This is a genomic window from Streptomyces sp. NPDC051105, from assembly GCF_040682795.1.
Taxonomy (GTDB): Bacteria; Actinomycetota; Actinomycetes; order Streptomycetales; family Streptomycetaceae; genus Streptomyces.
Genome location: NZ_JBFBBR010000002.1, coordinates 480,335 through 492,083 on the forward strand (window position 1 = coordinate 480,335; position 11,749 = coordinate 492,083).

The 11,749-nt window shown below is 67.4% G+C and carries 11 protein-coding genes and 1 pseudogene; 2 read left to right on the forward strand and 10 right to left on the reverse strand.

Translation table 11 applies throughout. The features are described from left to right. Positions 1-305 precede the first annotated feature (305 nt). From AB0N16_RS06115 to AB0N16_RS06130, 4 genes are all read right to left on the reverse strand, one after another. A complete protein-coding gene (locus tag AB0N16_RS06115) occupies positions 306-668 on the reverse strand; it encodes a hypothetical protein (protein ID WP_365793536.1) in 363 nt (120 codons plus the stop codon). A gap of 123 nt (positions 669-791) precedes the next feature. Then, complete coding sequence (locus AB0N16_RS06120) at positions 792-1,184, reverse strand: DUF5959 family protein (protein WP_365793538.1); 393 nt, start codon at positions 1,182-1,184, stop codon at positions 792-794. Positions 1,185-1,206: 22 nt separating this feature from the next. Beyond that, positions 1,207-2,016: an RHS repeat-associated core domain-containing protein gene (locus AB0N16_RS06125; protein ID WP_365793540.1), complete on the reverse strand. Its 810-nt coding sequence runs from the start codon at positions 2,014-2,016 to the stop codon at positions 1,207-1,209. Beyond that, complete coding sequence (locus AB0N16_RS06130; protein ID WP_365793542.1) at positions 1,962-2,348, reverse strand: hypothetical protein; 387 nt, start codon at positions 2,346-2,348, stop codon at positions 1,962-1,964. Before AB0N16_RS06130 ends, AB0N16_RS06125 begins: the two co-directional genes overlap by 55 nt. Positions 2,349-2,509: 161 nt before the next feature. Here AB0N16_RS06130 and AB0N16_RS06135 point away from each other — a divergent pair, with 161 nt between their 5' ends. Further along, complete coding sequence (locus AB0N16_RS06135) at positions 2,510-2,905, forward strand: hypothetical protein (protein ID WP_365793544.1); 396 nt, start codon at positions 2,510-2,512, stop codon at positions 2,903-2,905. A 55-nt stretch (positions 2,906-2,960) separates the two neighbouring features. Next, positions 2,961-3,629 carry a hypothetical protein gene (locus tag AB0N16_RS06140; protein ID WP_365793546.1) on the forward strand — a complete coding sequence of 223 codons (669 nt, stop codon included), beginning with the start codon at positions 2,961-2,963 and terminating at the stop codon, positions 3,627-3,629. 371 nt (positions 3,630-4,000) lie between these two features. Here AB0N16_RS06140 and AB0N16_RS06145 read toward each other — a convergent pair. The 6 genes and pseudogenes from AB0N16_RS06145 to AB0N16_RS06170 all read right to left on the reverse strand — a co-directional run. Then, positions 4,001-4,729: pseudogene (locus tag AB0N16_RS06145) on the reverse strand (IS5 family transposase); the annotation flags it as partial. An 879-nt stretch (positions 4,730-5,608) separates the two neighbouring features. Beyond that, positions 5,609-6,574 carry a pirin family protein gene (locus AB0N16_RS06150; RefSeq protein WP_365793548.1) on the reverse strand — a complete coding sequence of 322 codons (966 nt, stop codon included), beginning with the start codon at positions 6,572-6,574 and terminating at the stop codon, positions 5,609-5,611. 354 nt (positions 6,575-6,928) lie between these two features. Then, entirely contained in the window at positions 6,929-8,659 is a 1,731-nt protein-coding gene (locus AB0N16_RS06155) for an RICIN domain-containing protein (protein WP_365793550.1), read from the reverse strand. A gap of 38 nt (positions 8,660-8,697) precedes the next feature. After that, positions 8,698-9,519, reverse strand: coding sequence for a carbohydrate ABC transporter permease (locus tag AB0N16_RS06160; RefSeq protein ID WP_365793552.1), 822 nt, complete (start codon positions 9,517-9,519; stop codon positions 8,698-8,700). Next, positions 9,516-10,475, reverse strand: coding sequence for a sugar ABC transporter permease (locus AB0N16_RS06165; RefSeq protein WP_365793554.1), 960 nt, complete (start codon positions 10,473-10,475; stop codon positions 9,516-9,518). Before AB0N16_RS06165 ends, AB0N16_RS06160 begins: the two co-directional genes overlap by 4 nt. A gap of 7 nt (positions 10,476-10,482) precedes the next feature. After that, a complete protein-coding gene (locus tag AB0N16_RS06170; RefSeq protein ID WP_365793556.1) occupies positions 10,483-11,727 on the reverse strand; it encodes an extracellular solute-binding protein in 1,245 nt (414 codons plus the stop codon). Between the last annotated feature and the right edge of the window lie 22 nt (positions 11,728-11,749).

Genomic DNA, 11,749 nt, shown 5'->3' on the forward strand with positions numbered 1-11,749 from the left:
TCGTTCTTGTGGTTCCTCAGGTCGGGGCGGCTCGCACCGCCCTGGCCCTTCCCATGGACAGCGGGTGTCAGCCGGCCGGTGACAACGCGATGCCCCTACGGTGGCTCGACGGCCACGGCCTCGCCAGCTCTATCGCATCTACGTCTTCTGTCGCAGGAGGGCGGTCCCACCCTCCTGCTGCCGCAGCGAGAGCGGTGCTTCCGGAGCCCGGCCCACAAGCGGCTGCCAGACCGACGTAGAGCACTCCGTCACGGCCCTGATCTCCGCATGGCCGAGCCGGTAGGTGATCGCGAAGTCCTCAGCCATCAGCGTCCGCGGGGGCGGCGGGAGATCACCTGGGGGAGTTCTCCCACCTTCCAGTAGCCGTCGAGGATCTTGAGCAGGCGCTCGGGGTCACGGAAGACCTCGGCGATCCGGTCGCCGTACTGCTCAAGGAGTGGGTCGGTCTCGACCATCTTGCGGCCGGCGCCCGTGAAGGACGACGAGTAGGCGTGACAGTTGCCGCACCACAGGTAGTTGATCCACGAGGGTTCGGTCCGGCCGTATTTCGTGTGATGGTAGAGGCGCAGGGTCATATGGTCGCAGATCGGGCAGGTTCGTTCGGACAGCGGTAGGTGCAGTTGGGCGCGGAGTGCCTCACTGTGGTGCTGGTCGTAGGGGCGGGTCATGGAGTCGGGGACCTCTCTGTGGAGTGGCGACGGACAGCGCGCGGGTCGGCCGCGACAGGAGCTTTTCCCGTCGCGGCCGACCCATTGGATCCTCATTTCAAGAACGCCATGCGCTATCCGAGTTCACATCTCCTCGTTGAATCGCCTGAGGCGGTTCCATTGGTCGTCGATCCATCCCTCCTCAAGAGCGATCGGGATACGGACGGTCACCATGGACAGTGACTCGTCGTCCACGACGACCTCCGGACAGTCCCGCTCCCCGTCGAGCTGAATGCTGATGGTGGGGCCGCGGTCCGTCTTCATCCAGACGACGTCCTGCCCCCGGTCGAGCTCGTCCAGTGCCTTCGCCCAGGAATCGAGCTTCGGGGGGGACAGGACCAGCAGCGTGCCCCCTTTGACGAACGTGCTGGACACCTCGATCCGCGCCTCCCAGTAAGGGGAGCCCATGGGTGCGAGGACCGTGATGACGACTTCGTTCTCGAGGTCGCTCAGCCGCACAAGTTCATACGGAAACATCTTCTCTCCCTCACCCATGGCCTCAGCCCACCAGGAACTGGGCGGCAGTTGACCAGCCATAATCGTCGAACGCACTGATGTCCAGCCGGAACGGCACATTCGAACCTGGCAGATAGCGCGGTACCGCTTGGAAGAACACTTCGTTCTGCGTGGCTTGTACATGGGCGGCTATCGAGTCGCCGAACGTGGACAGGGCACCATTGTCCACCTTTGACTTCGTCGCGACGATGTTCGCGGGGGCCTTGCCGTCCCCACCCAGCAGCTGCGGAAGGAGGTGTCCTCGTGTGAGACCGGTCGAGTTCTTCACGAAGCCCGGCGGGATGATCCGTCGGCCTGCCTTGGTCCCGGTCCACTGGCCGGCCACGTAGGAGGTGGAGCCGGTGTCGACGCCGAAGAGGTTGGCCAGCGGGTGGTCGTCGACGTAACCGGTGTGGCCGAGCAGGAACGGGGTCTCGTTCGAGTAGCCCGTCCAGCCGTTGAGCCACTGGTTGTCACCGTTGACGATGGAGGCGAACCCGTTCCAGCCGCCGGAGCGTGTGTTGACGCTCCACTGCCACGGGTCGCCGACGACACTGTCGCCCACACCGCAGAAGAAGCTGCCGATCGCACCGCCCCAGTCCGAGTACCAGGCCAGGCCGTTGGGGTCGCTTCCGGACACGGGGTTACCGGCCGCGTAGCCGTAGCCGCCCATCTGGTTCGGGTCGTCGCTCTCGAAGATCGGGTCGACTGACAGGAAGCGGCCGGTGACCGGGTCGTAGTTCCGTGCTCCGAGGAGGTTCAGACCGGAGGTCGCGCGGCGGGCTTGCCCAGGAACCCGTGGTGGTCCGCCCAACCGGTGGGCGCCGGGCGGCGCGGGTTGCCGTAGGGGTCGAAGGCGCGCCGTGTGATGGCCAGTGAGCTGCCGTCCACCTGGAGCTGGGCGGTGCCCTGCGGGGTGGTCGGCTGGTAGCTGATGCCGCCCTTGCTGGAGCGGACCGTCTTCGTGCCGTCGGGGGCGCAGTAGTAGCGCAGCCCGGTGACGGCCTTGGTAGCGGTGTCGAGGGTGAGCTGCTCGGTGCTGGCGAAGAGGTAGAGGGTGTTGCCGCCCGGCCCGCGCTGGACGAGCAACTGGCCGTCGGCGTCGTAGAGGTAGCCGGTCTTCTTGAACGTCGGTGGTGCCCACACGAGGGCCGCCTCCTGTTCCTCGGCCCGCTTGGTCGCGAGCCACTCCTACTTGGACTCGGAGTCGGCGTCGCGCGCCGCCTTCCAGCAGTCGGTGCTTATCTGCACTTCACCCGAACGGTTGATGTGGGGTCTTCGGTCTGGCAAGGAGCTCTCCGTTCTGGATGGGCCACTGGTCATGGCGGATTGGCGTCTCGCGACTCGTCTGCGCCGCGGTTACTGTCTGGACACTGGACAAGGGACTGGTGGAGGGACGCGTGGGGGAGTCGGCCGCATACGAGGTCTGGCATGGCGACTTCTTGGTCGGCGAACTCTGGGACCTGAGCGTCGATCAACCGTGGTTTCTCTGCCGGTTCGTGCCGAGAGTCGGCTGGAGTGAGCTCAGTCCGCTCTTTGCCGCGCAGGAGGAGGCGCGGCGCCAGCACTTCCCTGAGCAACTGATCGGGGCGATAGCCGCGGTGCGAGATCTCGACGTGGAACTGCGGCCTGTGGCAGGCGGTGAGCCGATTCGCCCCTGGATGATCTATCTGACTGAGGGGCGAGCCAGCTTTCGGTACTGACCGTTCCCGTCACCTCCTGCGCGTGCGTGCTCCCGCCGCTGGGTACCATCTGTAAATGTCCACTCGCGCGGAGTTGCGTCGGATGCGCCGCGTCGATCGTGGTATGCGGATCATTCTGCCGAGGGTGGTCCGACGCGTGGTCAACGGCGAGGTGCTGCAGCCCGGTTGGCTGCCTCGCCGCTGGTTGACCCTGGTGTCGGGTGACGTCGACCGGGACGTGGGTGTCGGCGGGGTCTGGCTCATCTGGCGTCCCGAGTCCGCGAAAGCGGAGACGCACACCGCATTGATTGAGCGCTGCGGCGAGAAATGGCAGTACACAGGCGGTGGCAGTGCGTCGGACGGTGACTTGCTTGCCGAGAGACTGGCGGCGGGCCAGGCGGGCCAGGTCGGCATGATCGAGCTCGGCGGAGGTACAGGTTGCCTGAGTTATGCGTACCGCCTGCAGCGTGGTCATCCGGACTTCACCGGGACGGGCTCGTGGGTCGGGTCCAACGAACTCCAGGTGGCGGCCGAAGTGGATCATCTCCTCGTCGGCGACCGACGGATCAAGGTGCCTGGGCACGGCAGGCTCATCGTGGTCTGGAAGTCCCAGTCCACAGGCCACGGGGGGATACGACCGCTCATCGTGGCTGTGGGGCACGACGGCTCGGAACTCTCCAGGATTGGCCCTCACGACAGTATGGACAGCTACACCTGGGCAGAGTTGAGCGGCCAGGCGGAGTGATAGCTGCGAATCCTCCGTAAGCACGGTCGTCCTGCTGCTCAGGGGCCTGCCGGCGGCGGAACCGCTTGTCTCGGCAAGTAGGAATACGCAGGGGATCATGGTGTGGTCTCCTGCGCTGTTGTGCTGGTGCGTGGGAGGGGGATGCCGAGGTTGACGACGGGCCGACGGAGGCGCCGCCCGGATTCGTCTCTCTTGGTTCGCAGGAGGGTGAGGGCCAGGTCGATGCCTTCGGTCTCGCCGCGCCAGCCATCGGTTTCGGCACGGGCCCGGCGGTTGATGAGGTCCGTTTCGAGGTCGTCGAGTCGGCTGATCATCTTCGGGCTGACCTGGAGCATGGGGCAGCGGATGCAGGCTTCTCTCCCCCCGGGTCTGCAACCCAACGAGACGAAGGCGTCGTGGAGTTCGAGGCGTCGTTCCCATCGGATGGCCAGGCGTTTGAACTGGTGGAGCAGAACAAACGTCTGCTCGACGACGTGGCGCAGCTGGCCCAGACCCTTGATGTTCGGGGCACCCTTGCGGGAGATCACCGGCAGGATCCTGCGGTGCCGCAGCTGTCTGCGTACAGCTTTGGAGTCGTACGCCTTGTCGCCCAGGACAGACTCGGGGCGCCGTCGACCAGGTCGACGGCCTGGGTGATGTCGTTGACGTTCGCCGCAGTGGTGACGACATGCAGCGGGGTGCCCTTGCCGTCGCAGATCAAGGGGTGCTTGCTGCCCGTCTTCCGCCGGTCGACTGGCGACGGACCAGTCGCAGCTCCCCCCTTTTTTTTTGCGCGGACGTGAGAGCCGTCCACGCACGCACGGGACCAATCGAGTTCGCACTGCGTTCAGCTCGGCGAGCAAGAGGCGGTGCAGTTTCTCAAAGACTCCGGCCTGCTGCCATCGACCCAGACGCCGCCAGCAGGTCTGTCCGGAGCCGAACCCCAGCTCCAAGGGCAGGAGTTGCCAGGCGATGTCCTGATGCAGGACGTACAAGATGCCCTGCAGGCACAGCCGGTCGTCCACCGGCTTCGGCCCCGGTGACCGCTCAGGCCAGGGCGGGAGCAATGGTTCGATCCGTGCCCACAAGCCGTCATCCACAATCCAAGGCCGCGTCGTCACACGACGCGAACGGCCGAATCGTCACATCGGTCACGCCCGACCAGGGCGCATCGACAAGATCCTGTTACGAGTTCGCAGGAGTGCTTGGGTGGACGCGTGTCGAGGTCTGGATCGGGTGCTTGCCGGCCTCCCCGGGGACCGCAGCACCCCACTCCAGGAGTCGCGAAACGCCACCTGGCCTGCTGTCTTGCCCCCCTCGCTTCTACGATTGACCTCGGTTGAAAAACCGTCCACTTGGGGCTGGTCGAGTTCGGCACGTAGATACGGCGCGGTGTGTACCACGCTGGGCGTACGGTCGGGGCGGCGTCGACGGGTGAGCGGCCTCACCCGTCGACGGATTCAGCTCCACCCGTTTGGGTTTGGGTCCGTACGGGATGAGAGCGATGCGTGGGTACGCCGGCGGGAGTTACGGGCGCTGCAGCGTCACATACCCGTGATAGGGCCACAGGGGAGGGTGGCGACAGTGACGCAAGAGCGGTGACGGATGTGCTCTCAAGGAGCGCTTGTTGCGTACGGCTGAGTTTGTGGAATCTATACAAGGGGCCGTTAGGTGAGTCCTGATCCGTCGAGACTCTCCAAGTCCCCTCGATCGATTCGTCGCCAGACGCCAGTGCCATCTCGCCAGCATCCGCCGTCGTGCGTCAGCATGCTTGTGCCCCCCGCGCTGCCAGAACATGACTACTCGTCAGTAAAGTCGGCATTGGGTCAGCATTCGTCCTGGCAAAGCTGCCCACAGATGCCCACACCCTGGAATCGAGAAGCCCCTCGGAGGTGCTGGTGCACCGGCCTCCGAGGGGACTGGCGTCAGTGAACGTCGTGGTGAGGCGGACGGGCGGCGGGCGCTGGGGGCCTGACGTCAGAAACTTGCCTCTTTCCTGGTCAGCGGGCCCGTCCCCGTGCCTTCAGGGGGGTCTCGGGCAATGTCGGTGCGCGGAGCGGCGACCCGTCGTAGCCCCTCACCTCGCCGAAACGGACCCCCTTCTCCCAGTCCTCCCGGGCTTGTACGATCTCCTCTTGGGAACGGGCGACGAAGTTCCACCACATGATGAGCTCCTCTTCGAACGGCTCACCGCCCAGGAGCATGATCGCCGCGTCCGACTCGGCGCGCAGCGGTAGTTCGGTGCGGCCGCAGCCGAGGTAGAGCATCGAGCCCGGGAGCACCGATACGCCGTCGACACGCACCTCGCCGGACATCGCCAGCACGCCGTACTCGAAGTCCGGTTCCAGGGGCAGGCGCAGATCCGCCCCCTGCGTCAGCTCCAGGTCGGCCCCGACGATCGGGGTGAACGTCGTACCGGGCGAGGCCGTACCGTCGAGGGAGCCAAGGATCACGGTCGCGGTGAGGCCGGGCGCGGTGACCTTCGGCAGGTCGGGGTGGTGCTCGAACTTCGGTTCGACGTGCCGGTGGGTGTCCGGCAGCGCGACCCACAGCTGGGCGCCGTGCAGATACCGGGCGTGCGACTTGGGGCTCTCCTCGGAGTGGCTGATCGCCCGGCCCGAGGTCATCAGCCCGAGCTCGCGCGGGCGGATCGTCTGCAGACTGCCGGTCGAGTCGCGGTGCAGTACCTCTCCCTGGTGCAGCCAGCTGACCGTCTGCAGCCCCATGTGCGGGTGTGGCGGGACCTGCATCCCGGGCTCGTCGGCGATGTCGTCGGGGCCGTAGTGGTCGACGAACGCCCAGGCGCCGATCATGCGGCGGCCGAGGTTCGGCAGCAGGCGGCGCACCTCGGTCGACTCGCCGAGTTGCACGTGGCGGGGGCTCAGCAGTTCGCGGACGGGTTCGGCGACGACGAATCCGCGGCCACCGCACACGCTCGGTACGGGCGCACGGTCAAGGTTGCTCATACTGCCCAACCTAGCGGTCGAACGTTCCGGTTGCCGAGCGGTAGGCCGGTGGTGCGGAACCCGTCCCTCATGTTGTCGAGGAGCGGGCGGCACGGCGCCTGCCTGGCGTCCGGCGCGCAAGACGCGGACCCGGCCCCGGAAGGTGAACTCCCGGATCGCGACGGGTTGCCCTCGGAGCTCGTCCCGCCGCAGCCGCGGCTTGCGATGGGTCGGGTGGTCGACCTTGCTGTCGGCCTCGATGTCGGCGGACTGCGTGATCGGGTTCGCGCCCACCGGTGCCGCCGTCCCGATGGCGGCACCGGCCCGACCGGTCGGGTCCTTGTAGGTGACCTCGTCGGTTCACTGTCGGGTGGGTCAGCGCGCTGTCAGCTTCCACAGATGGTCGGCGGTGCCGTTGTCGTCCCACTGGAGGACCTGCGCGCCCGACGAGGTGCTCATGCCGGTCACTCCGAGCAGCAGCCCGCTGTTGTAGTTGGCGATCTTGTAGTAGCCGTCGCCGGACGGGATCGGCTGCCAGAGATGGTCGGGGGTGCCGTTGTCGCCCCAGATCAGTGCGGTGCCGCCGGCACCGGTGCCCGCGTTGGTGATGCCGAGGAGCAGCCCGCTCGCCTGCTGCTGGATCTTGTAGAGGCCGTTGCCCGCCGTCACCAGGGTCCAGTTCTGGTCGGTGCCCGTGGTGGCGGTGGCCTGGACGACCGCGGTGCCCTGGGCGGTGCCCGCGCCGCTGGTGTCCAGAGCGAGGCCGCTGTTCCGGTTGGTGATCTGGTAGCGCCCGGCCAGTGAGGTGGCGGTGCCGCTCGGGGTGACGGTCAGGTGGTAGCCGTCGGAGGCGTTCATGGTCACCGGCACGGTGATCGAGCCGCCGCTGACCGGGTAGTCCGTGTCCGAGATCGTGACCGGACCGGAGACCGCGGTCGTACGGCCCTTGGAGGGCGTGTACTCCAGCTTGACGTGCACGGTGCTGCCGAAGGCGGGGAGCGACGACAGTCCGTTGACGGTGACGGCACATGAACCGGTGCAGCCGCCGGTGACCACGCTGATCTGGTTGCCCGCGCCGTTGCGGGAGGCGAAGCCGTCGATACCCGTCTGTGCCGGGGGTGTCGTGACGAGCATGTTCCCCGACATGTCGCCGTACCACTTGTACAGCCAGTACGCGCCGTTCGGTGAGCCGCCGGTGTCGGTGAGGGTGTCGCCGAGGGTGCCGTAGTGGTTCCAGAAGGCGAGTTCGGCGTCGTGCACACCGGCCCGCTCGAACTTGGCGACATAGCTCGCGAGCGGTCCGGGGACGCCGACCTCGCTCGTGGTGCCGTACTCCTCGATGGCGATCGGGCGGGGGCTGATGCCGAGGCCGGTCTCCAGGGCGCGGTAGGCGGCGACATGGGCGGCGATGTTCTGCGACCCCTGCAGCTCGTGCCAGGCGATGATGTCGGGGACGGTGCCGCTCGCCTTGGCGTCGGTGAGGAACGTGCTCATCCAGCCCTGGTTCCACGCCGAATAACTCGGCCCCTGGATCGGGGTGTTGGCATCCCCGGCGCGGACCTCCCGGTATGTCGTGGCCCACCCGGAGTCGAAGCTGCCGGCCGCCGAGGTGTTCCAGGTCCAGTCCGGCTCGTTCCACAGCTCGTAGGCGGCGACGTTGGTGGCGCCGGAGGACTTCACCGAGGCGACCTGCTTGTCCACGGCGGACAGCCAGTCGCTCCAGCTCACCCATGTGTAGGGAAAGTTCGGATACCAGTCCGGCATGCGCACGACGACCTTGGCACCGGCCTTCGCCGCCTCGGGGGCGACCACCAGGGCGTCACCGCCTGGGCTGGGCTCGCCGTTGGGCAGCTGGCTGCCGCCGGGCGCCATCTGCACGAACGTGTTGGGCTTGAGCGGCTCGACCAGTCTGTCGGCCGGGACGCTCGCGGTGTCCAGGCCGTACAGGCTGCCCGAGGCCACGTGCGTGACCGGGCGCAGGGTCTGGCCGGCGTTCACCACGAGGGTGGTGGCGGAGGTGGGGGAGGCCTGGGCGGGGGCGGTGGTGCCGAGGGCGGCGGTCAGCACCACGGCACCGAGGGCGGCTCTGAGGGGGATGCGGCTCATGGCATGGATCTCCTCGAAGAGTAGGGGAGTCGGAGGGTTCAGTCCTTCACCGCGCCCGCGGTCACGCCCGCGGCCACATAGCGCTGGGCGAGGACCAGGAGGACGGCCGCGGGAATCGACGCGACCACGGCCGTGGCCATGATCGCGTTCCACTCCTGGTTGTTGTTGCCGATGTACTTGTAGATGCCGAGCGTGATCGGCTTCCAACTGCCTCCGCCGTCGAGGGTGTTGGCGAAGACGAAGTCGGACCAGGCCCACAGGAAGCCGAACAGCGAGACGGTGACGATCGCGTTGCGGCTCAGCGGGAGGACGACCGACCGGAAGGTGCGCCAGGTGCCGGCGCCGTCGATCCGGGCGGCCGAGATCAGCTCACCGGGGATACCCGACATGAACGCGGTGAAGATCATGACGCCGAACGGGACGGCGATGGTGGAGTCCGCGACGATCAGGCCCCACCAGGAGTTGAGCAGGCCGAGGTCCAGGAAGATGCCGTAGAAGCCCATCGCCATGACGATCCCGGGGACCATCTGCGCGATGAGGAGGGCCAGCCCCAGGGCGCCGGCGCCGCGCGGGCGCAGCTTCGCCAGGGCGTAGCCGGCCGGGGCGGCGAGGACGAGGGTGAGGGCGACCGTGCCGAGGCCGATGAGCAGGCTGGTGCCGAGGTAGGGCACCTGGTCGTCCAGGACGGCCCGGTAGCCCTCGAAGGTGGGGTGCAGCGGGAGCAGGTCCGGCGGGCTCTTGCGCATGTCCCGCTGCGGGGTGAGGGACACGTTGACCATCCAGTACACCGGGAACAGCATCAGCGCGGTGAGGAGCAGCCCGAGGACGGTGTGACGGCGCTCCTTGGTACGGGACTTCACGCCTCCTGCCTCCTCTGCACGCGGATGTACAGCAGGCCGAAGGCCAGGGCGATGAGGATCAGGATGTCGCCGACGGCCGCACCGGGACCGAATTTGGGCAGCAGCGTGCCGAAGCCGAGCTGGTACGACCAGGTGGCCAGGGTGGAGGAGGCGTCGCCCGGACCGCCCTTGGTCATGATCCAGATCAGGTCGAAGACCTTGAGCGTGTAGACGAGCCCGAGCAGCAGCGTGATCGCCGACACCGGACGCAGTAGCGGGAAGGTGATCCGGCGGAACTGCTGCCAGGCGCCCGCCCCGTCCAGCGCCGCCGCCTCGTACAGCTCGCCGGGGATGTTCTGCAGGCCGCTGTGCAGGATCACCAGGTTGAAGGGGATACCGATCCAGATGTTGGCGACGATCACCGACGCCAGCGCCCAGTCCGGCGAGGTCAGCCAGCCGACGGGGGCCACGCCGAAGAGGTGCAGGAAGTAGTTCACCACTCCCGACTCGCTGTTGAACATCCACGACCACGTCGAAGCCGACACGATCAGCGGCAGCAGCCAGGGGATCAGGAACAGCGCCCGCAGCACGGTCGACAGCCTGAAGTGCCGGTTGAAGAAGACCGCCAGGGCGAGCCCGATCGCGTACTGGAAGACGATCGACACGAGAGTGAAGACCATCGTGTGCCGCATCGCCGGCCCGAACGTCGGATCGTCCAGCACCTTGCGGAAGTTGTCCCAGCCGGAGAAGGGCGCGTCGCCCGCCACGAAGGACCGGACGGTGTAGTCGCGCAGACTCAGGTCGAGATTGCGGTAGAGCGGGTAGACATAGAAGGCGCAGAGGTAGGCGAGCAGCGGTGTCACGAAGGCGAGTGCGGTCAGTCGCTGCCTGCGGCGCAGGGACCGGGGACCGGCCTCGCTGGTCTCCGTCGCGGCGGCCGGTGCGTGCCGCGGACGGTCGACCCGGGCGACGGTCATGGCGGGCCTAGCCCTTCTGCGCGCTGGACTGGGCCGTGTGGAGCGCGTCCTGCGGGCTCTTGCTCCCCGAGAGCGCCGCCTGGACGGCCGTCCACAGGGGCTGCGAGATGGTCGGGTACTTGGTGCCGAGACCGCCGCTGGTACGGCCCCGGGCCGCCGCGACCGCCGCCACCCACGGCTTCAACTTCGGGTTTTTCTTGACCTGTTCGGCCTGTACGGCGGAGGTGGGCGCTACGTACATGAGCGTGGTGTCGGTGGCCAGCAGACTGGAGTCGCTGGTCAGACAGGTGACGATCTTCTTGCTCACGTCGTAGCGGGAGGTGTCCTGCTGCACGGGCACGGTCACGAACTCGCCCCCGGTCGGCACCGGCGCCGAACCACCGTTCTGTCCGGGAATGTTGATGACCCCGTACGGGAATCCGGCCTTGTCGGCGTTGCCGAGTTGCCAGGTGCCGTTCTCGCTGAACGCGTACTGCCCGGTCGCGAACTCCTGCCAGCTGGTGGTCTGGGTGTTCTGCAGCACGTCCTTCGGCGCGTACCCCGAGTCCACCCACTGCTGCCACAGCGCCAGCGCCGCGGCTCCCTTGGCCGAGTCGAGCCGGGTGAGGTCCCCACCCGCGCCCCAGAACCACGGCAGGAACTGGAAGCTGCCCTCCTCCGTGTTGATCGCCGAGAAGGTGATCCCCTTCTTCCCGGCGGCCTTGACCTTCTTCAGCGCGGCAGTGAGCGACGCCCAGTCCTTGACCGAGGCCGGATCGACACCGGCGGCGGAGAGGATCTTCTTGTTGTAGTAGAGCGCGAGGGTGTTGGCGCCGATCGGCACGCCGTAGGAGGCGTTGTCGATCGTGCCGGCCCCGATGATGTTCTTCTGGATCGACGAGGTATCCAGTCCCAGGTCGCCGGTCTTGTTGAGGATCCCCGCCTCCACCAGCGTGGAGACGACCGGGTTGTCGACCAGCATCACGTCCGGCGCGTTGCCCTGCTGGGCGGCCAGCAGCGCCTTGTTGCCCAGGTCGGTGGTGTCGTACGCGGTCCGCTTGAGCTTCACCCCGGCCGCGGTGCCGCACGCGGTGACCCGCTTGCCCCAGTCCGAGGAGGCGTCGAACTGCGGATACGGGTCCCAGAAGGTGTACGTGCCGCCGGCCGATGACGACGATCCCGAGGAGCCGGAACCGCCACCGCAGGCGGTGAGGGAGGCGAGGGTGCCGAGGGCGACGGCGGTGACCATGAGGGTACGGCGGGTGGGTATCACGGGGTGACCTCGTTGTCGTAGG